Below are 22,940 nucleotides of genomic sequence, written 5' to 3'. Positions count from 1 at the left end.
TCTCAGGTTCAATTTTATTATCCTGCAGCTTAATCTTCTTTATTTAAATCTGTCTTTCTTCTATATATAAGAAGGCAACCCTCTCAACTCTCATATTCGAGACGAAAGGGTTACCTTCTATAGTAATCTATATTTATTTCCGTTCTACTTTATATCCTTTATCCTCAAGCAGTTTCACGATGCCATGATCGCCCAAGTAGTGTGCCGCACCAACAACAATGAAATACTCCTCACCTTTGCCGTTTTTCAAGTAACCATCGATTTTGTCCGCCATACCAATGTTACGATCAACCAGCATTGCTTTGTTATATTCCTCGTTAGTGGAGAAGCTGTTTGTCAGTTCAAGCAGTTGCTCGTCATTACCCGTTTTCCACATCTCAGCCATTTCTTTCACACTGTTATCCAACACGTCGAAGTTTTCGATTGTCGCTTTCAGTGTTTCCTCTTGTGTTTCTTTGGAAAAGTCGTTAAACATGCCAAGTTGAGATTGATAACTCTCCAACTCAATAACTGGAAGTTTGCGCTCGATCGCTTTCTGGATGAAATACAGATCCACTCCTGCTGACGCTTCGTATCCTGCCGTTGTGGACTTCAAACTTGCAAGTGTGCTCTCTACTACCCAAGGCTTAAATGCATCCAAGGCGTTAGACTCCAGACCATTTTTCTTCAATACATCACCCAGCTTAGTATACGTTTCACTGGAAATGTGGTCTTTCAGTGTTGTTCCATCTTGATACGAACCCAGACTTAGAACCAGCTTTTGCTGCTCTTCGTCAGCGGCTTTGCTAATATCAATCTCTACCCCGAGATAATCTGCTTCGGCAAAAGCTTCTTCAAACTCCGGACGCAGTGGGTAGAAGCTCTCATCAGCAATATGCATGGACCCTACCAGATAGACCGTGTTGCCATTGCTTTCAACTTCCCACATGAAGCCACGTCCACCGGTTTGCGCAGTTTCAGTTGCTCCCCCTTTGGATACCAACAGCACGGTGCGCGTTGCAGCATCCCAACGAACTTCATAACCCGCAGCATCACCGACGATGCGGATTGGCGCATACGTTACACCGTTGATACGTGTAAGCTTGCTTTTGAGTGTAATCGTTTTGCCATCTACTACAGCCGTGATCGTATCATCTGTCGCAGTTGTTAGCTTCACGTCCATAGCATCCAGCGTAGTCCGCAGCGGAACCAATGTTGTTCCTTTCTCCAGGATTGGTGCTCCTGTAGCATATTTCACAGCTTGATCATTAACCTTGACGGAAGTTCCTTGTGGAGCAGCCATAGCTGGTACTGCAGATGCGAGCAACCCTACCGAGATTGTAAGAGATAAGAGCATGCGTTTCCAATTCTTCATATTATGTAATCTCCTTTATTGAATATAGTTGCCAATCCATTTTTTAATAGAATAGACATACTTAGATACTACGGTTAAAGATGGGAATTGGTGCCACTCCACAAACGGAGCAGCACGTTCTCCCTTCATTATTACTCTCATTAGATAAGAAACAATAGATACTTATCAGCGCTAGGAAAAAAAGGCTATAGAAACCTTCGGATTGCCCCACAGCTTCACTCCATATGCGACGAAGAAAATAGCGATAGCTAATTTAGAGATGCTTTGGTAGTTGCCCTGCTCTGAAAAGGCTGAACTGCTAAATACAATTGAAAGTAGTAGTGTAGTCAGGATCGATCAATGCTTTAAACCACAGAGGTTCCCTCAAAAACTGTATATAGAACCCTTTTAACTGCTGCATGATCATCGACCCTCTCCTGAACTCAATTTAATATGACCACCGACACAGCACACCACTTGTCATAATTAGTGAGAAAAAGTCATCAATAAAGTTTATCTATCAGGACATATTTTCATGATAAGTAGGAAAAAGCACAAAACTCATTTTGCATCTTCATAAATGATAATGTATACGGATTTTTTCGATATTTCATCTTAATTATACATAGCAAAAAGACCACTATCTAGTATTAGATAACAGTCTCATTTTAGAATACTTTATTCATTTAAATTAAAATCATTCCGTCTTCTATTCTTCTACAGAAACATAAATACTTAATCGTATATGAATTGCCGCTATCTCAAAACCAGTTAGAATCATAATCCAGTGATCTTTCCTCCCTTCTTTCTCTAGTAATATGTTCAGGAAAACATCAAGCAGCTCCTATCAGCTTGAGTACAACTAAAAATATTGCTGGGATAATCGAATTGATGGAATTAAATATCCAGTGAACGATGATATTCGACCATATATTTCTGATAGCTCCTTCTAAAGTAAGTAGAAGCTGGATCCTTATTCTAGCTGCTTCATTCGGAAAGAATCTCACAAATTTTGTGCTTCGGCATGTAGTTGTCATGATTCATCCTCTGGTATAGAGTCTAACTAATCTTCTTGCACATTTCGGTACAGTTTATCTAATATCATTTTTAACTGATTTAATTCATCGTGTTCCAAACCTCGTGTAACATAGTCATGCGCGTTTTTAACTGTTAACAACAGCTTTCCTTTAACTTCTTGACCTTTAGAGGACAAATATAAATAATGTGAGCGCTTATCTTGATCATGAACAATACGTCGAACCATGCCCTTGCGTTCTAAAGAATGTATCATTCTCACTACCGTTGTTTGATCCCGATCGATGGCCTCCGCCAGCTCTTTTTGAGTCATAGCTTTATCCATATCAAGACAGGAGATAATGCTCCACTGCTCCGGTGTCACCTTGTAGGGCTTTAATTGTTTCGTAAAATAGTTTGTAAGCTTGACATCTGTACGATGGATCAAGAAGCCGGTAATATTATATAAGTCCATTGTAGTACCCTCATTTATCATTTTCTTAAATCAAATATAGTCGATCTCTCAAAGGTTACACATGAAATCCGTCAAAAATTCGTTAATTTCGTTTAGAAAAAATGATACATGGATACAATCAAGCTAAGTATGAACAAAATGAGTGCTGGAATGGCCTTCTGAATCGGATCTTTAGCTAAGACTATTAAAGTAAACGCTCCAGCAAGCATTGTTCCGGCTAGAAGCAAACCAGCTAAAATTGCTGCGACAGGCATCCAGATGCCAACGATCATACCAGCTGCCCCCACAATCTCGAACGAACCAGTCAAAACATTAAAGAACGATGGCAGTCCAAAACGTTTAAACTCATTGGCCATTTTACCGGAAATAATTTTGCTTCCTGTAAAAAGGAAAAAACCACCTAATAGAACCTGTAAAACTGTGATAAAAATGAACATATCTACCCCTCTTTCATAAAGTTATGCATATGAATTTTATATATGCTATAGCATGTATTTTGTTTGAAATTTTATATATTGTCAACCCTAAAATAAAGCTTTATAGATTATAGCCCTCTTATATCCTTTTAATTTTTCTTAGATTATCGTTCCAAAGGAAGGTTTCTTTTTCACATATCGTTAATATTTTCTAGCATGGATAATTCAATTTCTGTTCTTTGTTGAACTGTGGTAAATTTCTCTGTAATCAGCCAATTAAAAGCCTATGCTTCTTACTTTCAATAAATTTAGTAACAAACAAAGGTAATTTACTTAACTTATTGTCAATTCGACCTGCGGAATGTAATTTAGCTTGTTTATACAAAAATCAACCATCCCAAATTAAATATAACTTCTAAGTAATTATTCGTTCTTGACTGTTTGTATCGAACACCATTAAACAACATGTAGCGCGTTCAACATTAAATTGGCCACCAATGGCTGCAAGCTAATTTCAAAAAGAGATATGCATATTCGTGGATAAATATGCATATCTCGCTAATTATAACAACACACACACCTTCAAACACTCAACCTAGATCTTATATGCCTTCATGGCTTTAAACAATTCCTTAAAGGTTGGACGTTTACCGTACATCAACACACCTGTGCGATAGATTTTGGCTGCAAGCCATCCGAAGATGATAATGGATACGATGAGAATCGCTAAGGACGTTAGAATCTCCCAAGTTGGCGCAACTCCTGCGCCAATTCGTACCAGAATCGCGGTCGGCGACGTGAATGGAATGAAGCTTGCGATTTTCAACAACAGAATGTTCGGCGTAGAAATACTGAAGATCGCAATATAGAAGGATACAAGCGACAACATCGTGATCGGCAGAACAGCCTGACCAAGTTCTTCAGTACGGCTTACCATTGAACCAATCGCAGCGAACAACACGGCATACAGGAAGTAACCCAGAATGTAGAATATAAGTCCGTACACAATAACTGCACTATTCACATCACTCAGACTCATATTGAAGTCACCTAATACTGCACGGTTATGCGGCAGCAAGATATTTCCGGCAACCACCGCTCCGAAGATCCCGATTTGCAGCATCCCCACCATAAATATACCGATGATTTTACCAAACATCTGACTGAGCGGTGATACACTCGTAATCAAAATCTCCATAATACGTGAACTCTTCTCAGCTGTAATCTCGGAGGCAATCATGTTACCTGTCATCATCGTTGAGGTAAACAGCAGGATGATCAGCAAGTACACCACAATATAGTTAATCGGGCTCATGGCACCTTCAGACTCAGTACCTGCTCCGCTCTCATCTGTACTCAAACTTTGCTCGGTGAGCTTCACAGGTGTTGTAATCAGTTCCTTCTGCTCAGCTGTGAGTACATCCTTCACAACCACATCCAGCTTCACACTCTGTAATGCAGCCTCAATGGATGCAATGATCTGAGGTGATACGTCTTCTGCTGAATATAGAATGGGCTGCGGGAACTCTTGCCCGGAAACAGCCTCAAACTTCAGATAACCATCGGTAAGCCCTGCTTCCACATCCGCCGCAAGGGCCGCCTCATCTTTGTCTCCGCTGGCAATGAATCGATAGGCCTGATCCCCTTGAGCCGCAGAGAAGCTCTCCAGTTTCTCGGAAACTTCAGGCTGCCCTGTACTCAGAAGACCAATATTTACAGGATTACTGCTTGAAGCTCCACCAATGGAACCTCCATTAAATAAGGTAATGAAATACGGGACATTGAGTCCGATTGAAATTAAAAGTGCAAGTACAATGGTCGTCACCATGAATGATTTCGTTTTAACTTTGTTTTTAAATGTAAAACCCGTAATCGTTCCCATTTTATTCATTCGACTCACCTACCTCACGAATAAAGATTTGGTTAAGCGTTGGTTCCTTCAGTTCGAAGTGTTCCACTGTCGTCTGGGTCATGGCTGTTCTCAGAATCTCTTGAGCAGCTTCCACCTGACTAATATGTATCAGGTACCCGCGCTCATTCCGCTCAACTTTCTTCACACCAGACAATTGTTCGAGCCCTTCCACATTTCCAGTCGTACCCAGGAAAACCTGTTCACGCGGATACCGGCTCTTGATCTCCTTGATCTCTCCTTGTACCACCGTGTTGGAACGATGCAGAATAGTGATCTGACGACACAACTCTTCAACGTGCTCCATGCGGTGTGTTGAAAACAGAATGGCCGTGCCTTCGTCACGCAATTCCTTGACAGTGGACTTGAGTAATTCCACGTTCACAGGATCCAGACCACTGAACGCCTCATCCAGAATAAGAATCTGCGGTCTATGCACTACAGCCGCGATAAAGCCCATTTTCTGCTGATTACCTTTGGATAACTCCTCGATCTTTTTATCGTAATACTCAGGTACCTCAAACCGATTCAGCCAGTACTTGAGGCTCTGATCTGCGTCCTTACCATTCATGCCACGAAGTCGTGCCAGGTAATTAATCTGTTCGCTGACTTTCACCTTGGGGTACAATCCGCGCTCTTCCGGAAGATAACCCATAATCTGTTGCAGCTCCGTATTATAGGGTTTGCCGTTGTACAGGATATTCCCTCCATCAGGGTGAATCAGTCCGAGCACCATGCGCATTGTTGTTGTTTTACCTGCACCATTGGCTCCGAGCAATCCGTAAATCTCCCCCTCTTTTACATTGAGCGTGACTCCATTAACGGCTGTTTTGTCTGCATATTGCTTGACGACTTGCTTCAATTCCAATCGGTTCATCATTTATCGTCTCCCTTCGGTTATTTCCACTGTACGGGTGCATACCCGGCAATCCAGAATGCCAGCACTTCATCCAATTCCAAGTTACGGATTCTCAATACCCGGTTATTCGACAGTTCCAGCCTTTCCTGCGCTTCGCTGACCCGGGTTGTAATTACGCGAACCAGACTTCCCTCTTCTATAGAAGATTCCACAACACCGGGGATACTCTCTGGCCTTAAGTCTCCTTCATACCAGACTTCCTTCCACTGATCGAGCACCATATCTTTCTCGGCCATCCCCAGTGACTGACCACGGTGCATCAATACGATGTAATCCGCCAGCCTTTTGACTTCATCCGCGATATGTGTTGCAATCAGAATCGTGGTGTCTCCCCCCGCCATGAAGGTACGGAACTGCTCAACCATCACTTTCCAGGCAAAGGGGTCCAATCCTGATGAAGGCTCATCCAAAAGCAATAATCTTGGGCGAGCTGCAATTGCAGCTGCAATCTCAAATTTTCGCCGCTCTCCCTTGGACATCTTGTTCAGCTTCACATCAACAGGTACTTCCATATCCTGAATCAGTTGGTCGAACAACTTCATATCCCAACGTGGGTACCAGTACGCCCGGAAATGGGCTGCTTCCTGTGCTGTTATCCGGTTCTCTTCTGAACCAGCGTTATCTGCCACAAAACCAATCTGTTGTCTCAGTTCAATGGGAAGTGGCCCATCATGTTCCTGACCAAACCATATAATCTGCCCAGCATCTGGCAGCACCACTTGCTGCAGCATGTTAAGAAGGGTGCTTTTGCCTGAACCGTTGTGACCGAGAATAGCCACTATATACCCTTCCGGGATGGTCAGATCAATTGGGCCAATAACTCTGCGTTTTCGCATTTTGGATACGCCGTTCAACTGGATTGCTATCGGTTCCACGTATGAATCACTCCCTTACTTCGCGTAAATAGCCTTCAGGACTTCCCGGAACAGGCTCTCCATCTCTTCTTCCGTACAGCCTACCGATTTCCCGGACTGCACCGCTGCTTGCATCGCTTCCTGTGCGGCCTTTAATCTATAATTTTCTCTGTCGCCGGCTTCTACCTGGGCCACAAATGTACCTGTCCCCTGCTTCGTACGAAGCAAGCCTTCATTCTCCAGATCCTGATAGACCCGTCTAACCGTAATAACACTGCAATTCAGTGCTCCGGCGAACTCACGAATGGACGGCAAATGTGTTCCCTCCCCCAACTGACCCGTAATAATTAACGATCTTAACTGATTTTCAATTTGGTGGTATAAAGGTTCAGCGCTATTTTCATTAATTTGAATGGGTATTTTCACATCTTGCACCTCGCCCTCCGGTACACTCCAGTCTGTTACCTGACCGTGCCGGTTTCATCCTGTATTCGTACATAAGCTCAATTCTCATTTTAATTCAAATCCCGTTGAACCAGCTTCTTCAGCGTCAAGCGACTAAACAGCCACAGTCCCGCTACGCCAGCCACCAGAGAAATCCACATGATCGGGGAAAGTAGCCCCCATGATTTACTTCCATCCATTACAATCCGTAATCCGTAACTGCCTGACATTCGAATCAGTATGGATATGCCAATGGCGATGGGTATAAAAAGCGTACTGAGAAGCAAGTATTTCTTACCACTGTTCAGAAACTCTCCGTAAATATACAATCCTGTTACCAAAAGGCCATAACCTGTACAGGTAAGGCTAAAGGCCAGATACTGATCCCATCGGAATCCTTCGGCATGAAAGTTAACCACGTATAACGATCCGTAGAAAAAGATTCCATTGTACGTAAACGCCATCAGAGACTGCTGTAGCCTGGACCACATCACCACTTGTTCAGGGATGGGAATTCTACGATAGTAGGCCAGCATCTGCGTATAAGAATCCTCCTGTATGTAACGGAAGGAGCGCCTGCAGAACATAAACCCTTGAAATGGCAACATGATCAAAAAGAAGGCATCCACCACTGGATTAATGATATCTGTCTGTTGTTGTCCTAAAAACATCACACCGCTCATGCCGCCAGTGTATATCATGAATAATGCAGACCATAGCCATTGGAGCTTATCCTTACTCATCTGGCTGCGGGTCAACCACCACGCCTGCTTCCATTCGTTCATATGCATGCCTGCCTTTCACCTGTCATTCACTCATGTTGCTTACTGTGTTTACTGTATATATCAATATACACAGTATACAGACCTATTTCTCATCCCGTCAACCCCTAATTTTCCTGAATCAGGAAGACGGAATGGGACACAGTACGAATTTACGTTACAATAAATTATAGTAATGAATCAAAGAAAGGAAGGTTACAGCTATGGATTGGCTGGTAGAGATCGGATTTGTCCTACTTTTCCTTATCGTCGTAATATGGTTGGTCCTTCGGGACGAGCCTCATCGTCATTCTGCCAAAAAAGGGAGACACCGCATCCGTCGTAACAACGGTTATACCGACTCTGCTTCGGGATATCCGGTCATTACAGGAGATGACTCCTACGATCGACATTCCAGATACACACCGGATCACAAACATCATGAGTCGGATTATTCATCAGACACACATTCTCATCACAACAGCGATAGTGGTAGCAGCAGCGACAGTGGTGGGGATAGTGGCGGCGGCGACAGTGGGGGTGGCGGGGATTAAACATCTTTTCCCAATCACAAAAGAAGGGCTGTACCCGTTATTGCGTAAACACAATTCGGGTACAGCCCTTTGCCGCTCTCTAGCACCTGTTAGAAGAAGAGGCCTTACGATTAAACGAGGTTATAGCCACTAGGCAGAATGCGGTTGGCGCGGATCGCACGAATCTCGGCCAGAGTCAACCGCTGATTCGTAGAGATCAGGGATTCCACGTCATTGCCACGGATCAGATCATCCAAATCTCTCAAGTTGGTGTTGCCACGGAAGACACGGAATCCACCTTGAAAGTTAGGACGCGTAAACACAACCAGCGTTGCATTCGAACTTGTTGAGAAAAAGCGTAGGCTCTCCACCCCATCCAAAATATTGTCCAGGTTGCGGAGCCCCGTATTGCCACGATAAATGCGGCTTCTCCCTCTGTAGTTCTCTTCAGAATACACCGTGAGACGTGGATACGTTTGACTGACATTGACTGTTTTTTTCATTTACTTTCCCCCTCTCAAACTCATTCTATGAATGAATGAGAAAGGGAGCGTGGACGAATCGTCTACTAGATTCGTCTATTTTCATAGTTTCAGAAGGTCATAGTGACACACGCCCAAGTAGCCAGAGGTTATACCTATACTTTTATACGCCGAGGATAACTTCCCATACCGGACGTGTATGACCACCAGGATATAAGAGATATAGAAGAACATACACGACAACACCTGTTAGCGCTGATCCGAACCAGATCATGGACGTGAACTTGCCCCAGCGGCGATGTGTTCCGAACTTCTTTTTGAACCCCAGGACCAGTGTGGAGATGCCGAATATCGCTGCCACGGTAGCGAGGATAATATGAAAGATCAGAAATATCCGATAAAAGATCTCCAGATCCGGGTCCCCGCCCCAAGCCGTATTACCCACGAACACCGTTCGCGACATATAGATCACAAAGAAGATTAGAGCTGCAATCGCACCTGCTACCATGGCGGACTGATGTGCCTCACGTTTACCCCGAATAATCAGTACCCATCCAATCCCCACCAGTACTGCACTAATCACAATGAAAGAAGTACTGATCGTGGGTAGCCAAAAATACATATCCATCGTGTGTTCCCCCTCTTGTCAGAACATTGACTTAATTATTTGGCAGCCGGATTGAGTGGCCCCCCTGCGCCCCCTGCAGGATACGAATCATCGTCGTCTTCCTGCTTCTCTTTCCGATACCATTGAAAAAAGACATAAGCCAGCATGGAGGCGAAGATCCCTTCCTGAATAAACTTCATTACAATGCCACCAACCTGCTGATCTTCCTTCGCGGAAGACAGAAAGTTGAAGAAGGCTGGCCCACCGAATGAGCGAAGTAAAGCCGTAGAATCTCCAGACACACAATACCGCATGGCTTCAGCCCATACTGCCGGGTTGCTGTACGTCTGATACAACGGCTCTGATGCAAAGATAATCAAGCCACAGGCAGGCGTGAGCAGTACCATATTCAGAAAAATAAAACCAATCTTGGATAACCCCGACGCTTGTCTACCCTCTGGCAACGGATTCAGCAATGTCCACCACATGAGCATCGAGGTGATGAACAGTGCAATATAATACAACCGGTGAACGGTAAAATTCAGCATGACATAATCATGTACAATCGGTAGGTGATACAGCGAGAAAAGCCCGTTAAAGATCACAGCCGCAACGATCGGATGAGCCAGGAACGATAGCTGGCGCGTTGGCAACCAGCGTACGATTCTGCGCCATACCCAGATCGGCAAACCTTTCATCATCAGCGGCGGCGCTACCAGATAGGATAACGCCATGCTCACCATGTGGAAGCTAAACATTACGTGACCAAGCAGATTAAATGGGCCAGCTTGAGCCAGATACAGGACAAACAACCCTGTAATAAACATGATTTTCTGTGCAACAGTCGCAGATTCTGCATCCTTTATTTGCTCGCTTAACGGTCCCACAAGCACCAGATAAGCCGCAGCAATGATCAGAAATAAAGCCAATATAAGCGGACTCCATAAGTCGTTGAAGCTAAAATATTGCAACCCGAGCATACGGGAAACCTCCCCGTGACCTGATTTGGTTGTTGCCTTCATTACTTTGTGAAGATTCATTCGCCAAAAAGGGGAAAAGACGGCGGCAATGCGCCGCCGCCATCTCTTTTACCACCAGACCCAATAGAGTGCCATAATGATGCACGTAAAGGCTACGAAAAAGCCAAAGGCCATGAACAGAATCGGCATCAAGTGCCCTTTGTCCTTCAAGTGCATCCAATAACCCAATTGAACGAATACTTGAAGAATAGCCATGACGAGCAAAATAATAATGATAAAGGTTGTGTTGACCCCTCCGGCAGAAGCAGCCGCAAACGCAATCAGCGTAAGAATAATGGAGAAGATAAACACCACGACGTGTTTCTGTGGCCCTTCCGTCCGGTGACGGTGTTTCACAGGCTGTTGATCTGTCTTATCCTGTGCCGACATGTGCTACCCCACCTTTCCGAGCAGGTACACGACCGTAAAGATGAACACCCAGACCACGTCAATAAAGTGCCAGTACATTGCGGAGACGTATACTTTAGGTGCGGTTACGACCGTCAATCCTTTTTTGAACAGCTGACCGATAATGATCCCGATCCACACAATACCAAAAGCAACGTGGGCTCCGTGGAACCCGACCAGTGTATAGAATGCTGAACTGAATGCACTCGTGGTCATGCCAAACTCTTTATGTTTCACATACTCGTAGAACTCGTAAATTTCCAGTGCGAGAAATCCCATACCCAGCACTACCGTGATGCCAAGCCACAACGCCAGTGCATCTCGCTTGCCCTTATGCATGGCCTGAATCGCAAATACACTCGTCAAACTACTGACCAGGAGAATGAACGTTGCAGCGGCCACAAGTGGCAGGTGGAACAGTTCATTCGCCGTAGGTCCATCATTGGTTTGGCCACGAAGAGCCAGGAAGGTAGCAAAGAGTGTACCGAACAGTACCGTCTCGCCGCCAAGGAACAACCAGAAGGCGATAAGTTTGTTACGGCCTTCCAGCGTTGCTTTCTCCGGTTCATGCGGCAATTTGTCGTTCACCGGTTCGGCATGTGAGGTTGTCATGTTCTAGCCCCCTTCTCATCCTGATCCTCCGGTTCAATATGCCAGCCATGATCATCATAAAGTGAACGAAGTGCCATTGCGCCAAATGTGATTACGAGACCGATAATAACTACAATATAATTGTTAAAAATAACATTCATAAATGCATTACCAAATTCGTCCTTGCTGAACATCAAGCCAAGTCCGGCGATAAAGATACCTACTGACATCACAAATGGCAACGGTGTTGCTGAAGGCATATGAATCGAACCTACAGGTTCTGCCGGTGTCATCTCCGTATGTCCTGCCATTTTTTCCTTCCAATATGCATCAATTCCGCGTACCAGCGGCGTCTGCTTGAAGTTATATTCCGGCGGCGGAGATGGAATAGACCATTCCAGTGTACGGCCGTCTTCCCACGGATCGTTTGGCGCCCCAGCTGGTTTTCTCGTTGTGATCACGATATTCACGAGGAACATGATAACCCCAACACCCATTAGAAACGCACCGACGGAGCTGACCAGATTGAGCAGGTCAAAGTCCTGATTCGGCAAGTATGTAACGATCCGGCGCTGCATCCCCATCAGACCGAGGAAATGCTGTACAAAGAACGTTAATTGGAAACCAATCATAAATGTCCAGAACGTCCATTTGCCCAGCGTTTCACTGAGAATACGTCCGAACATCTTCGGCCACCAGTAATGCAGTCCCGAGAACAAGCCGAGCACCAGTCCCCCTACAATAACGTAGTGGAAGTGGGCTACAACAAAGTACGTATCATGGAACTGGAAGTCTGCCGGAGCAGATGCCAGCATAACGCCTGTAACGCCACCCATAACGAAGGTTGGGACGAATCCAACTGCGAACAGGTTTGCCGCTGTAAAGCGGATCTGTCCACCCCACATCGTAAAGAGCCAGTTAAAGATTTTGATCCCGGTAGGTACGGCAATCAACATCGTGGAGATGGAGAAAAGCGCGTTGGCTACATTACCCAGACCTGTTGTAAACATGTGATGCGCCCATACCATGAAGCCCAGGAAGGCAATCAGGATGGTGGCAAATACCATGGAGCTGTATCCAAACAACCGTTTACGCGAGAAGGTCGGAATAACCTCCGAGATAATCCCAAATGCGGGCAAAATCAGAATGTATACTTCCGGGTGCCCGAAGATCCAGAAGATGTGCTGCCAGAGTACGGGGTTACCGCCACCTGCGACATCGAAGAAATTCGCTCCCAGTATACGGTCAAACGTCAAAAGTACAAGCCCTACCGTGATGGCAGGAAAAGCAAAAAGGATAATGGCAGATGTAATAAATGTCGTCCATGTAAACATCGGCATCCGCATGTAGGACATGCCTGGAGCACGCATTGTAATAATCGTTGCGAGAAAGTTAATGCCCCCGATGAGCGTTCCCAGACCCGCGATCTGAAGGCCGATGGTGTAGAAATCCACACCATGCGTTCCACTGTACTCACTGCCCGAAAGCGGAGTATATGAGGTCCAGCCCGCATCCGGTGCTCCGCCCATAACCCAGCTCAGGTTCAGCAACAATCCACCAAAGAGGAATGTCCAGAAACCCAGCGCGTTAAGAAACGGGAAAGCAACGTCCCGTGCCCCGATCTGCAAAGGCACGACAGCATTCATAATGGCAAAAATAAGTGGCATGACACCAAGGAAAATCATCGTTGTTCCATGCATTGTAATCAATTCGTTGAAGACCTGTGCCGATACAAAATCATTCATAGGCTTCATCAGTTGAATCCGAATCAAAATGGCTTCAATGCCGCCGATTCCAAAGAAAAATCCACCCGCAACCAAATAGAGAATGGCGATTTTTTTGTGATCGACGGTGGTGATCCAATCCATCAAGCCCCTGTACCTCTTGACGCTATGCGCATGAGCCAAGGTTGTGTACCCCCTTCTTCGTCCTTGCTGTTCTATTCATAGTCCAATTTGTAGTTGGCCAGATATTCGGCAATTCCGTCGATTTCTTCATCCGTCAACCCAAGATCTTTGGGATTCGGCATGGTATTGCCCGGCTTCACGGATTGTGGATCATGGAGCCATTCTTTCATGTTATCCAGTACCGGATTACCTTCTTCCTGTCCCTCGCGAGAATTCAGCAAAATGCCTGCGACAGATTCCTTGCCGCCGATTCCCGTCAGGTTAGGTGCAACCGGTCCACCTTGATCACCAACAGCGTGGCAAGAAAGGCAGTTTGTTTTGAACTTTTCGGCCAATTGAGTGTCTTCAGGAAGGACTGCGGGTGCTTTCATCTGGTTCACCCATCTGTCAAAGGATTCCTGACTCACTGCTTTTACCTTAAACTCCATAAAAGCATGCGATCTGCCACATAATTCGGCACATTTACCACGGTAAACGCCTTCATTCGGTGCAGAGAAACTGAACTTGTTAAGTGTTCCATCCGGGTTTGTGTCCATTTTGCCCGCAAGTGACGGCACCCAGAAGGAGTGAAGCACGTCAGCGGTTTTTAATTCGAATGCAATTTTTGTTCCGGTCGGGATGATGAGATCTTGAGCGGTGGTTACGTCATATTGAGGATAAGTGAATTCCCACCAGTACTGATGCGAGGTGACTTGGACCTTAAGTGCATTTTTGTCATTGGACAGATCTTCGCCTTGGGCAAAAATCGTTTGGACCGTCGGTACTGCCAGAACAATAACCAGCAATAACGGAATGGCTGTCCAGATTACTTCCAGCTTGAAATTACCTTCAACCTGTTCGGGCATCTCAGTCTGCCCGGCTCGTCTACGAAACCGGATCAGAACATAGGCCGCTATGGCAAATACAATGATGAGCACCACGATCATAATCGCGATGGATAACTTCATCAGATCATATTGGCCTTGCGCTACAGGACCCTGAGGTTTCATTACCGACAAGTCTTCCCGCCCGCATGCGGATAGCAGCAAAGAGAACACCGCCAGCAAGGGGAGAATTCGCTTTGCAACCTGCCACTGTTTCATCATTGATCTACCCCACTTTTTTACGTTTTCGTAGATTACCGTTGTCGTTCGGTAGAAAGGCAACAAAAGGTACGTTTCAGCACGATACGCATAATCCTCTTCATCATACAGAACGCTTAGAAAAATAACGCTTCCAGTACTCCCGTGATTTCCTGCTCAGGGCATGTCTGCGCATTCTTCCAATTCATTCTATATGCTTCAATCACTTATTAAATATAAGTTGAGGGTATGATTTTGTCAATCTTTGGACACATGTTCACAAATTGTTCACTTTATGTAAAAAACCGCTCTACAACTTGATTTGCAAACGATTTCAGTTAAAAGTATTACACTCTACATTTGAAAATTTTTGCCAAATTTCGGTGATAAAACTCGATTTATTGGTGATTTTTCTCACAATGAAAACATGTGCTATTATGCAAAAGAAAGATCAGAATTTATGGAAAACCTCTTCCATATCCATTCAGAAGACATGCCTATCGCTCCATACCGCTATCTTTAAGCTCAAAACAGCATGGAGCATTTCTGAGAAAGTTCAACTCAAGCCCTCTTCTTCACTGAGTTCATCTCACGTGCCATCGGTCAGAATCAAGGGGCCATTCCCAGTAATCGCAACCGTATGCTCATACTGGACCCCCCAGCTGCCATCTACCGTCCTTACCGTCCATCCATCTTCATCCCAGACAACGGCCCCAGAACTGCCTTTTGTAAAGATTGGTTCAATCGTAATAACCATGCCCTCGGTGAGCATCGTGCCCGTTCTACGTTTGCCATAAGGCAGAACATTTGGGGGCTCATGAATATATTGACCAATCCCATGACCGATGAGAGGCTTCACAATCCCGTACCGATACAGTCTGGCTGTTCGTTCAATGGCACTTCCAATATCTCCTAGTGTATTCCCTGGAACTGCCTGGGCAATCGCCCGCTCAAGTGCCTTCTCCGTGCGCCTCATCAGCTTGCGAATGGATCTGCTTGTTTCACCAATTCCATATGTCCAGGCCGAGTCAGCAAGCCAGCCGTCTTTGTTCACCACCATATCGATGGTCACTACATCCCCGCTCGCCAACTCCTCTTCCCCAGGAAATCCGTGGCAGACCACTTCATTAACAGAGGCACACGTCGCGTAAGGATATCCTTTATACCCTTTTTGCTCCGGTGTGGCTCCTCGTGCTGCCAGAAACTCTTCCACCCGCTCATTAATCGCTGCTGTCGTGATACCAGGGACCATCCACTGCTCAATATGCTGGTGACAACTTCGCAAAATTCGTCCAGCTTCCCGCATGTAGCCAATCTCTTCTTTGGTTTTCAAAATAGGGTCCACATGCATTCATCCTTCCCGCTGTAGGTGTACTCCCATATATATGCAGCAGGAACGCAAAAAAAACCGCCTGCCGGAGCTTATCGCCCGGGAGACGGTTCTATTCATTATCGGAACAGTATAATCAGAGTTGTGTGTTGTTTCAGGACACGGAAGAATCCATCTTGACAAGCTCATGCTCAACCACAGAAGTCAATTCTTCCTCGTATCCACCCGTAATCCGGTATTTTCTCACGTACTCCTTCACGAATTTTTTTGGATCTTTAGGACGGAAAATCCGAGTCATTTCCCTCAAACTTTCTTTGACCTCATTGTGACCTTTCGTTGCCATTGTAATTCCCTCCCAAAACGTTGAAAGTGAATGCTCCGTTTAGAGAATGCCGAATAAGTCTTAAATGCCATCCATGAAGTTGTGTGCGCGGCTTAAAGCAAGCTTTAGGTCGGGAACCTCGCTAGAAAGCAAGTACCTGACACTATAAATACCCGATATGATTCGGAATGAATCATAATCTTATTGTAGCATATTCGGAAGTATCTTACGACTTGACGATTTCCTCTAATAAATATAACGGTTTTCATGCCCAAAAAGTTTAATTCCGAATCATATGTTAAGATTGCCACCATTCTATACGGAATTAATATATCCAGCATAACACCGAACTATTCGGGGGATATTATCACGGACAACCCATACAGTTAAATTACTGGTATCCAAAGGAGGCGTCGTCTCATGGACCGCAAAGAACAAGATATGCTGCCCCTTTCTCATGAAAAGGTGGAAGTAGACGGAGTTTACATCAATGAAGCCGGACGTGAGGAACATCTGCACCGGGGGCAACATTTCCCGGCCGATCCCGTTCTTGGCAAGTCGGAATGGAAACTGACCGAATATGCATATGATAATCATCACGAAGGAAGAACCGATGAGCGGTTGGTTCCCAAAGAAAACGACACCGATAAAATGGGCAAGATTACAAACCCTCGCAGACAGATCGAGGGCGGATAACGATTTCGTTTAAAGCAACCTTTAATCGTAAACGATAATAGGGGCACAGTAAGCTGTACAATGGCTTGCTCTGCCCCTGTTTGCTTTTTCCTATGTGTTGCATCCCCCTCCGTTCACAGGCAAATAAATTCATCGGTTCAGTTCTGTCCACCTCTCTCATAGCCTAGTTAAAAAGGTCAAAGGAGGCTGGACCGGATGTCCCCCATGAAATCGTCTAGCGGTCTGGATGAAAATATTGCCGGTATGCTTTGTTATCTGTTTACCTTTGTAGGTGGGATTGTCTTTCTCGCTGTGGAGAAGCGGAGCCGGTTCGTGTTATTTCATGCGCTGCAATCTGTAACGGTCTTTGGCATCATTATGGTCGGGCATGTATTATCGGCTTTCCTTCCGTTGTTCGGACCACTGGTGGCATCGCTGTTATCCCTGCTTGGTGTAGTGGTCTGGCTTATTATGGTCGTTACCAGCTTACAGGGGAAATGGCTAAAACTGCCGTGGGTTGGCGATTTTGCAGAAAAACAGCTGCGTCATCTGTAACTTCAAACAAAAGGTATACGTGTTCCAAAAAGAAAAGACGATCCGTTTCCGTTCAACCGGGTGTGGATCGTCTTTGATTATAACGAGGGAAACGAGTCAACCTCTAGCCCTTGTGTCATGAACACGTGGCCCAGAATGCTTTTTACGGATCGGAATGAAACTTAGATAGGTACCACATCTCCATACCCATTCCAGCGGCCCATACTGGAACCAGCGCATCCACAGATTACTGGCGATGCCTTGTAAAATAACCATACCAATGCACACAAGGGTAGACACCATATACGATACAGCAGCATCTGCAAATATGAGTTGGTATACCACTAACAAAATGATGGTCTGTGCAATATAATTGGTCAGGGCCATTCGTCCGAATGCATGCAGGGGACTTAACATTTTGGAAAAGGTCATGTTCTGGTTCAATCTCAGTAATGTACTTAGATAAAAGATGGATACCACCGGACCAATTGCCACACCGATATGTTCTAATCGAAAAGCAGCATCCATATTGGCTTGCTCAGCAACAGGCAGGCTCGCACCAATCACTTCGTATAGAAACGGACTCATCGCATCCGGAGGAGCAACCCACCACATGATACCAATCCCCACCGTAGAAGCGATGAATGAAATGAACCAGATTCTGCCCAGATACGGGAGTCCTTTCTGGATCTTCTCCATCAGTTGATATTGACCTGCTGACAATCCCAGTATAATTAAAAAAGGAATCGTTAGCATTTTGACACCTATCGCGGCGGCTGCAATAAATCCCACCACACCGATCACCAAATTCACAGTTCGAGGTGCCCAATATAACGGAATGACAACCAGCCCTATGATGGCATAAAGAAATAAAGCTTCTCCAGACTGATACTGTTGATGAATATATCCCAGCGCTAATAAAATAAGCATCCTGCGGATATAGAGAAACAGCTTCGTTTGACCTTTGGCAGCTGACCGGCTTAGAAAAAGATAAAATCCAAGGCCAAATAAAAAACAGAAGATATCGTAAAAACGTGCCTCCACCCAAAAATATAATGCTCGTTGGATCCAAAAATCTACACGAGTATCCGGCTTCAACATAACCCACAATGCCAATACATTTACAAATGGTAAGCCTATCAAGGAAAACCCTCGAAACAAATCCAGAAACTTCATTCGATCTTGTTTTAATACAGGTTGATAATTCATCGTTCCTCCCAGTGAAATTATTGTTATGTAATCAAAAAGCGATTGGATCGCTTATCTCTTTGGTGTATATCCCCATGCATGATAACAGTCTATCCTTCATACAACATGGCTTGCCATCGAATTAGGTGAATAACTTCTTACATCCGGCATAAGGTCTTGTTCCTGTATTGTTCCTGTACAGCGGCATATTGGACGCTATGCTGATGATAAACAAAACAAAAAAACACCGAAAACACGACTCTGCTGAGTCTGTATCTTCGGTGTTTCGCAATGTAAAAAGGGCTTCTTCATGTGATTGAATATTCATAGCATAAATGATGTATGTCATAAACCATTCATGCTGTATATCTTCATGATTAACCTGATTCATTATTCATCTTGTGAATCGTCTATTTATAACAGTTAACATAACAATCCTGCTGGATGATAACCCTAGCCTACTTCGGCTAATTTAAGCTGACTTGCCCGTCTCTCCAAGGATGGCATCTGCCTGTTGTTCAGCCATTTTGGCGGCTGTTTCCTTGGTACCAAGACCATTGAACAGCAGGTTCATGAAGATCGCCGTGAAGCTGCCTGCAATGATACCATTACCGAGCATAATCTGAGCCCAGGCCGGTGCACCTGCGAACAACTCAGGCACAACGGTAACACCCAGGCCCATACCTACAGAACAAGCGATGACAAACAGATTTTCATGTCGGTTCAGATCAACCTGACTGCCGATAATTCGAATGCCTGATGATACCACCATGCCAAACAAGGCCACCATGGCTCCGCCAAGTACTGCCCCTGGAACGAGCTGTGCGAGGGCTGCAATTTTTGGTACAAATCCAATGACCACCAGGATTCCACCAGCCACCACAATGACATCACGTGTCTTCACACGTGTCATCTGTACAAGTCCTACATTTTGCGAATACGTTGTATACGGGAACGAGTTGAAAATCCCGCCTAACACAATGGCTAGACCCTCTGCGCGATAACCGCGCGCCAGATCCTTGGACGACAGGTCCTTGTCCAGGATTTTGCCCAGAGCCATAAATACACCTGTGGACTCGGCCACGCTGACAATCGCCACCAGAATCATCGTCAGGATCGGTACAATCTCAAATGTCGGTGTACCGAAGTAAAACGGCTGAACAACGTGGAACCAACTTGCATCGCGGATAGGAGCAAAATTAACCTCGCCCATAAACCCTGCTGCAATCGTACCTACAAGCAGACCAATCAATACTGAGATGGAACGGATAAAACCGGTTGTAAAACGAGTCATTAGAATGATAAAGAGCAGCACGCCGAAGCCGAGCATTAGATTAACTCCGCTACCAAAATCTTCTGATCCCTGACCGCCGCCCAGATCGTGGAAAGCAACGGGAATCAAGGTTAAACCGATGATCGTAACCACCGAACCCGTAACCACTGGTGGAAAGAGCCGAATAAGCTTCCCAAAGATTCCGGAGAAGATCAATACGAACAGCCCTGAGGCAATAATCGCTCCGTAAATGGCAGATACCCCACTGTTCATCCCGATTAGAATCATCGGGGACACGGCCTGGAATGCACAACCGAGCATGACAGGCAGCCCTACGCCGAAATATTTATTTCCCCATACCTGAAGCAGTGTAGCCACACCACATGCGAGCAAGTCAATGGCAATGAGATAGGTTAGTTGTTCCTGTGTAAAACCCAATGCGTTACTAACGATCAATGGGACAACGACGGCTCCTGCATACATCGCAAGCACGTGCTGTAGTCCGAGGGAGAACGTTTTGATTGGATGCCGATGCCGTTGAAAAATACGTTCGCGTGCCATATTAGTTCGTGCCCTCCTCGTCCGCAAATGTAACCTGTCCATCCGACAGTGCCCCGATGCGAACCAATGATTCCACACGGTATCCTGCTTCTTTCAGCAAGCGACCTCCCGGCTGGAATGCTTTTTCAATAACAATACCGATACCCACCACTTCGGCTCCAACCTGCTCCACAATGCGAGCCAGACCAAATGCTGCTTCGCCATTCGCCAGAAAATCATCAATGATCAGTACGCGATCACCAGGCTTCATGAACTTCTTGGCAACGGTAATTTCATTGGTCTCTTGCTTCGTGAAGGAGTAGACCTTCTCCACCAGAATGTCTTCCGTCAGTGTGAGCGACTTCTGCTTCCGTGCAAAGATCAGCGGCACGTTCAGCTCCAACGCAGTCATGATGCCCGGTGCGATCCCTGACGACTCAATTGTCAGCACACGTGTGATATTCTCACCTTCAAAGCGGCGAATGAATTCTTTACCTACTTCCTTCATCAAAACCGGGTCCATCTGGTGGTTCAGGAATGAATCCACTTTGAGTACTTGCTCGGACAGGACAATACCTTCCTGTCTCACCTTGTCTTTTAACAATTGCATTGTAATTCTTCCCCCTGAATGCCCTCCGCACAGAAGCTCACATGCTCTTCCAATCGCATGGTAAAAAAGCAAAAAGCCCGCCTTTTCACACGCTGCGGAATAACCGGAGACGGGAAAGACGGACTTGTACGTATATGGACAAGCCGTATGGATGCTGCAAGTGTACTGGTTGGACAGAATGACAGGAGTTCAATCCTGCTGTGAGAAACCTCAAACAGTGTAATCAGAAACAGATAAAAGCCACTTGAACCTGCTCTTCAGTCAAACTGTCTGAGAATGATCTCATGCCAACCCTACAAAACATTGCAACATCTTTCCCGTAGTCCGATCATTCCGGTGATCAGGTAGAGACATGCAGGCCTATTCCTGCACATATACGAGTAACGGCATATTTAATTTTTTGGCTCCATGATTCGTTACAATGTATGATCGCGAACCTGAATGTAAAAGGTTAAACATAACTGACAATGTTAGAAGTATACCGAATCGACGCCGTGAAATAAAGAAGTATTTTCATGGAAGTTGCGGAAACTTGTCTTAATTTGCAAACAGGGGGTGATTGGAATCTATTTTTTATGTACAATATGAGAACGGAAGCGCGGATCTGAACGGAGAATGGATGGAAACGCGGCCTAGATTTTGAATCGAATGATCAAAGGAGATATGTAAACATGAAAGGCGTACTTAACGAATTCAAGGAATTTGCCGTCCGCGGCAACGTCATCGATCTGGCGGTCGGTGTCATTATCGGGGCTGCTTTTGGTAAAATCGTCACATCCCTTGTGAATGATATCATCATGCCCCCGGTTGGAAAACTGATGGGTGGAATCGACTTCAGTCAGAAAATCATCAACCTGGACCGGGATATCAAAACAGCAAACGGACAGGACATCACCACCCTCGCTCAAGCCAACGAAGCTGGGGCTACCGTGATTGCTTATGGACAGTTCATCAACGTCATGATTGATTTTCTTATCGTTGCGTTCTGTATCTTCATGCTTGTGAAGGGCATCAACTATCTGAAAAGCAAAGAACACAAAAAGCCCGAGCCGCAAAAAACGACCAAGGCTTGCAAGTATTGCCTATCGGAAATTCCAGCCGCAGCTACCCGCTGCTCGCACTGTACTTCAGAGCTCGAAGCTGAAGGCACCGGCGCTCTAGCATAATTACAATGAACGTTTAAAGACGCACCGAGTTGAATTACGGATAAATCCTGATGTGGGGGACAACCTCTTACTTGCTAGGGTTTATGTATGAAAAGCTAGCCATATGGGCTTCATTAACTATGGGTTGCGTAGCTTAAAGGTTTGAAGGTTCCACCGTAAAGGTGGGGCCTTTTTTTGTGCCTATCATACATGTGTTACATATGCTCCCCCATGAATTTCATTCGCGGCCATGCTCATAAATTAGAAGCGGCGTGGCAGCAAATGTTCCAGGATTGACTTCAGATCTTTATCTTCTTTGTAAACTTCTTCCCCAGTATCAAGCTCTGTCACGCGAATATATTCAAAGTTTGCCGAAGCATCCACTGGCTTAAACAACAATTGGGACTCATCTTCCAAACGTACATTAAATCCCATATCCTTAAACATGCTGCTTAACTGACTGTTAGCCGGTTCCTGACCTTGCCCTACAAATATAAGTCCTCTAAGACTTTTACGTTCCTGAGGTTGCGGATAAATCACCTGAAAGTGTACAATGCATTCCATACGATGGTTCCCCTTTCGTTTAAAAC

25 protein-coding genes and 1 riboswitch are annotated in these 22,940 nt (G+C 45.3%); of the genes, 4 read left to right on the top strand and 21 right to left on the bottom strand.

Annotated features, from left to right (window positions below; genetic code table 11):
* Positions 1-133: 133 nt before the first annotated feature.
* From V6668_RS03180 to V6668_RS03145, 8 genes are all read right to left on the bottom strand, one after another.
* Positions 134-1,354: a TraB/GumN family protein gene (locus tag V6668_RS03180; protein ID WP_036613154.1), complete on the bottom strand. Its 1,221-nt coding sequence runs from the start codon at positions 1,352-1,354 to the stop codon at positions 134-136.
* A gap of 1,042 nt (positions 1,355-2,396) precedes the next feature.
* Positions 2,397-2,822: a MarR family winged helix-turn-helix transcriptional regulator gene (locus tag V6668_RS03175; RefSeq protein WP_100526987.1), complete on the bottom strand. Its 426-nt coding sequence runs from the start codon at positions 2,820-2,822 to the stop codon at positions 2,397-2,399.
* A gap of 92 nt (positions 2,823-2,914) precedes the next feature.
* Positions 2,915-3,259, bottom strand: coding sequence for a DoxX family protein (locus V6668_RS03170; protein WP_036668601.1), 345 nt, complete (start codon positions 3,257-3,259; stop codon positions 2,915-2,917).
* Positions 3,260-3,833: 574 nt separating this feature from the next.
* Positions 3,834-5,129, bottom strand: coding sequence for an ABC transporter permease (locus V6668_RS03165; protein WP_338590598.1), 1,296 nt, complete (start codon positions 5,127-5,129; stop codon positions 3,834-3,836).
* Entirely contained in the window at positions 5,122-6,024 is a 903-nt protein-coding gene (locus V6668_RS03160; RefSeq protein WP_062837363.1) for an ABC transporter ATP-binding protein, read from the bottom strand. The genes V6668_RS03165 and V6668_RS03160 overlap by 8 nt, the downstream gene beginning before the upstream one ends.
* A 20-nt stretch (positions 6,025-6,044) precedes the next feature.
* Complete coding sequence (locus V6668_RS03155) at positions 6,045-6,941, bottom strand: ABC transporter ATP-binding protein (RefSeq protein WP_338707686.1); 897 nt, start codon at positions 6,939-6,941, stop codon at positions 6,045-6,047.
* Positions 6,942-6,956: 15 nt separating this feature from the next.
* Positions 6,957-7,346: a GntR family transcriptional regulator gene (locus tag V6668_RS03150; RefSeq protein ID WP_091038380.1), complete on the bottom strand. Its 390-nt coding sequence runs from the start codon at positions 7,344-7,346 to the stop codon at positions 6,957-6,959.
* 89 nt (positions 7,347-7,435) lie between these two features.
* Positions 7,436-8,149, bottom strand: a complete 714-nt coding sequence (locus V6668_RS03145) for a hypothetical protein (protein WP_338590593.1) — start codon at positions 8,147-8,149, stop codon at positions 7,436-7,438.
* 200 nt (positions 8,150-8,349) lie between these two features.
* Between V6668_RS03145 and V6668_RS03140 the strand changes: the two genes are divergently transcribed.
* Complete coding sequence (locus tag V6668_RS03140) at positions 8,350-8,679, top strand: hypothetical protein (RefSeq protein ID WP_338707685.1); 330 nt, start codon at positions 8,350-8,352, stop codon at positions 8,677-8,679.
* A 110-nt stretch (positions 8,680-8,789) separates the two neighbouring features.
* On the opposite strand, the gene V6668_RS03135 is transcribed toward V6668_RS03140, so the two are convergent.
* The 9 genes from V6668_RS03135 to V6668_RS03095 all read right to left on the bottom strand — a co-directional run bounded on the left by V6668_RS03135 (position 8,790) and on the right by V6668_RS03095 (position 16,406).
* Positions 8,790-9,161, bottom strand: coding sequence for a hypothetical protein (locus tag V6668_RS03135; protein WP_338707684.1), 372 nt, complete (start codon positions 9,159-9,161; stop codon positions 8,790-8,792).
* 142 nt (positions 9,162-9,303) lie between these two features.
* On the bottom strand, positions 9,304-9,768 hold the full coding sequence (locus V6668_RS03130; protein ID WP_036613174.1) for a DUF420 domain-containing protein: 465 nt from the start codon (positions 9,766-9,768) through the stop codon (positions 9,304-9,306).
* A gap of 35 nt (positions 9,769-9,803) precedes the next feature.
* Entirely contained in the window at positions 9,804-10,727 is a 924-nt protein-coding gene (gene ctaG / locus V6668_RS03125) for a cytochrome c oxidase assembly factor CtaG (RefSeq protein WP_338590585.1), read from the bottom strand.
* Positions 10,728-10,835: 108 nt separating this feature from the next.
* On the bottom strand, positions 10,836-11,156 hold the full coding sequence (locus tag V6668_RS03120; RefSeq protein ID WP_036613178.1) for a cytochrome C oxidase subunit IV family protein: 321 nt from the start codon (positions 11,154-11,156) through the stop codon (positions 10,836-10,838).
* Between the two features lie 3 nt (positions 11,157-11,159).
* Complete coding sequence (locus V6668_RS03115) at positions 11,160-11,786, bottom strand: cytochrome c oxidase subunit 3 (protein ID WP_047840264.1); 627 nt, start codon at positions 11,784-11,786, stop codon at positions 11,160-11,162.
* Entirely contained in the window at positions 11,783-13,633 is a 1,851-nt protein-coding gene (ctaD, locus tag V6668_RS03110; protein WP_422395265.1) for a cytochrome c oxidase subunit I, read from the bottom strand. Before ctaD ends, V6668_RS03115 begins: the two co-directional genes overlap by 4 nt.
* Positions 13,634-13,704: 71 nt before the next feature.
* Positions 13,705-14,757, bottom strand: a complete 1,053-nt coding sequence (gene coxB, locus V6668_RS03105) for a cytochrome c oxidase subunit II (protein ID WP_036613183.1) — start codon at positions 14,755-14,757, stop codon at positions 13,705-13,707.
* A gap of 565 nt (positions 14,758-15,322) precedes the next feature.
* Positions 15,323-16,084 (bottom strand): type I methionyl aminopeptidase, encoded by a 762-nt coding sequence (map, locus tag V6668_RS03100; RefSeq protein ID WP_047840267.1) that lies wholly within the window; start codon positions 16,082-16,084, stop codon positions 15,323-15,325.
* Between the two features lie 133 nt (positions 16,085-16,217).
* Positions 16,218-16,406 carry a hypothetical protein gene (locus V6668_RS03095; RefSeq protein ID WP_017690840.1) on the bottom strand — a complete coding sequence of 63 codons (189 nt, stop codon included), beginning with the start codon at positions 16,404-16,406 and terminating at the stop codon, positions 16,218-16,220.
* 399 nt (positions 16,407-16,805) lie between these two features.
* Here V6668_RS03095 and V6668_RS03090 point away from each other — a divergent pair, with 399 nt between their 5' ends.
* Both V6668_RS03090 and V6668_RS03085 read left to right on the top strand, forming a co-directional pair.
* Positions 16,806-17,081 (top strand): hypothetical protein, encoded by a 276-nt coding sequence (locus V6668_RS03090; protein ID WP_036613189.1) that lies wholly within the window; start codon positions 16,806-16,808, stop codon positions 17,079-17,081.
* A 195-nt stretch (positions 17,082-17,276) separates the two neighbouring features.
* Positions 17,277-17,615, top strand: a complete 339-nt coding sequence (locus V6668_RS03085; protein ID WP_047840268.1) for a DUF4870 domain-containing protein — start codon at positions 17,277-17,279, stop codon at positions 17,613-17,615.
* Between the two features lie 96 nt (positions 17,616-17,711).
* Here V6668_RS03085 and V6668_RS03080 read toward each other — a convergent pair whose 3' ends face one another.
* The 3 genes from V6668_RS03080 to V6668_RS03070 all read right to left on the bottom strand — a co-directional run bounded on the left by V6668_RS03080 (position 17,712) and on the right by V6668_RS03070 (position 21,205).
* Positions 17,712-18,803 carry a DUF418 domain-containing protein gene (locus V6668_RS03080; RefSeq protein ID WP_338707682.1) on the bottom strand — a complete coding sequence of 364 codons (1,092 nt, stop codon included), beginning with the start codon at positions 18,801-18,803 and terminating at the stop codon, positions 17,712-17,714.
* A 451-nt stretch (positions 18,804-19,254) separates the two neighbouring features.
* On the bottom strand, positions 19,255-20,616 hold the full coding sequence (locus V6668_RS03075) for a nucleobase:cation symporter-2 family protein (RefSeq protein WP_076329702.1): 1,362 nt from the start codon (positions 20,614-20,616) through the stop codon (positions 19,255-19,257).
* A gap of 1 nt (position 20,617) precedes the next feature.
* Positions 20,618-21,205 (bottom strand): xanthine phosphoribosyltransferase, encoded by a 588-nt coding sequence (locus V6668_RS03070; RefSeq protein ID WP_036613196.1) that lies wholly within the window; start codon positions 21,203-21,205, stop codon positions 20,618-20,620.
* A gap of 300 nt (positions 21,206-21,505) precedes the next feature.
* Positions 21,506-21,605, bottom strand: a riboswitch (purine riboswitch).
* Between the two features lie 271 nt (positions 21,606-21,876).
* Between V6668_RS03070 and mscL the strand changes: the two genes are divergently transcribed.
* Positions 21,877-22,371 carry a large conductance mechanosensitive channel protein MscL gene (mscL, locus tag V6668_RS03065; RefSeq protein ID WP_036613199.1) on the top strand — a complete coding sequence of 165 codons (495 nt, stop codon included), beginning with the start codon at positions 21,877-21,879 and terminating at the stop codon, positions 22,369-22,371.
* 240 nt (positions 22,372-22,611) lie between these two features.
* Here mscL and V6668_RS03060 read toward each other — a convergent pair whose 3' ends face one another.
* Positions 22,612-22,914 (bottom strand): hypothetical protein, encoded by a 303-nt coding sequence (locus tag V6668_RS03060; protein ID WP_211084188.1) that lies wholly within the window; start codon positions 22,912-22,914, stop codon positions 22,612-22,614.
* Positions 22,915-22,940 lie beyond the last annotated feature (26 nt).

This window comes from Paenibacillus amylolyticus, assembly GCF_036894225.1.
In the GTDB taxonomy this organism is placed as follows: domain Bacteria; phylum Bacillota; class Bacilli; order Paenibacillales; family Paenibacillaceae; genus Paenibacillus; species Paenibacillus amylolyticus.
Note: the sequence above shows the minus strand (reverse complement) of the source record. Positions and strands in the feature narration are given on the sequence as shown.

Bases quoted from the DNA above. Each gene is read 5' to 3' on its own strand.
- V6668_RS03120 (WP_036613178.1), bottom strand. From the start codon at position 11,156: ATGTCGGCACAGGATAAGACAGATCAACAGCCTGTGAAACACCGTCAC.
- V6668_RS03180 (WP_036613154.1), bottom strand. From the start codon at position 1,354: ATGAAGAATTGGAAACGCATGCTCTTATCTCTTACAATCTCGGTAGGG.
- V6668_RS03175 (WP_100526987.1), bottom strand. From the start codon at position 2,822: ATGGACTTATATAATATTACCGGCTTCTTGATCCATCGTACAGATGTC.
- V6668_RS03145 (WP_338590593.1), bottom strand. From the start codon at position 8,149: ATGAACGAATGGAAGCAGGCGTGGTGGTTGACCCGCAGCCAGATGAGT.
- coxB (WP_036613183.1), bottom strand. From the start codon at position 14,757: ATGATGAAACAGTGGCAGGTTGCAAAGCGAATTCTCCCCTTGCTGGCG.
- map (WP_047840267.1), bottom strand. From the start codon at position 16,084: ATGCATGTGGACCCTATTTTGAAAACCAAAGAAGAGATTGGCTACATG.
- V6668_RS03115 (WP_047840264.1), bottom strand. From the start codon at position 11,786: ATGACAACCTCACATGCCGAACCGGTGAACGACAAATTGCCGCATGAA.
- V6668_RS03085 (WP_047840268.1), top strand. From the start codon at position 17,277: ATGTCCCCCATGAAATCGTCTAGCGGTCTGGATGAAAATATTGCCGGT.
- V6668_RS03170 (WP_036668601.1), bottom strand. From the start codon at position 3,259: ATGTTCATTTTTATCACAGTTTTACAGGTTCTATTAGGTGGTTTTTTC.
- V6668_RS03130 (WP_036613174.1), bottom strand. From the start codon at position 9,768: ATGGATATGTATTTTTGGCTACCCACGATCAGTACTTCTTTCATTGTG.
- V6668_RS03070 (WP_036613196.1), bottom strand. From the start codon at position 21,205: ATGCAATTGTTAAAAGACAAGGTGAGACAGGAAGGTATTGTCCTGTCC.
- ctaG (WP_338590585.1), bottom strand. From the start codon at position 10,727: ATGCTCGGGTTGCAATATTTTAGCTTCAACGACTTATGGAGTCCGCTT.
- mscL (WP_036613199.1), top strand. From the start codon at position 21,877: ATGAAAGGCGTACTTAACGAATTCAAGGAATTTGCCGTCCGCGGCAAC.
- V6668_RS03160 (WP_062837363.1), bottom strand. From the start codon at position 6,024: ATGAACCGATTGGAATTGAAGCAAGTCGTCAAGCAATATGCAGACAAA.
- V6668_RS03135 (WP_338707684.1), bottom strand. From the start codon at position 9,161: ATGAAAAAAACAGTCAATGTCAGTCAAACGTATCCACGTCTCACGGTG.
- V6668_RS03140 (WP_338707685.1), top strand. From the start codon at position 8,350: ATGGATTGGCTGGTAGAGATCGGATTTGTCCTACTTTTCCTTATCGTC.
- V6668_RS03075 (WP_076329702.1), bottom strand. From the start codon at position 20,616: ATGGCACGCGAACGTATTTTTCAACGGCATCGGCATCCAATCAAAACG.
- V6668_RS03165 (WP_338590598.1), bottom strand. From the start codon at position 5,129: ATGAATAAAATGGGAACGATTACGGGTTTTACATTTAAAAACAAAGTT.
- V6668_RS03095 (WP_017690840.1), bottom strand. From the start codon at position 16,406: ATGGCAACGAAAGGTCACAATGAGGTCAAAGAAAGTTTGAGGGAAATG.
- ctaD (WP_422395265.1), bottom strand. From the start codon at position 13,633: ATGGATTGGATCACCACCGTCGATCACAAAAAAATCGCCATTCTCTAT.
- V6668_RS03090 (WP_036613189.1), top strand. From the start codon at position 16,806: ATGGACCGCAAAGAACAAGATATGCTGCCCCTTTCTCATGAAAAGGTG.
- V6668_RS03060 (WP_211084188.1), bottom strand. From the start codon at position 22,914: ATGGAATGCATTGTACACTTTCAGGTGATTTATCCGCAACCTCAGGAA.
- V6668_RS03080 (WP_338707682.1), bottom strand. From the start codon at position 18,803: ATGAATTATCAACCTGTATTAAAACAAGATCGAATGAAGTTTCTGGAT.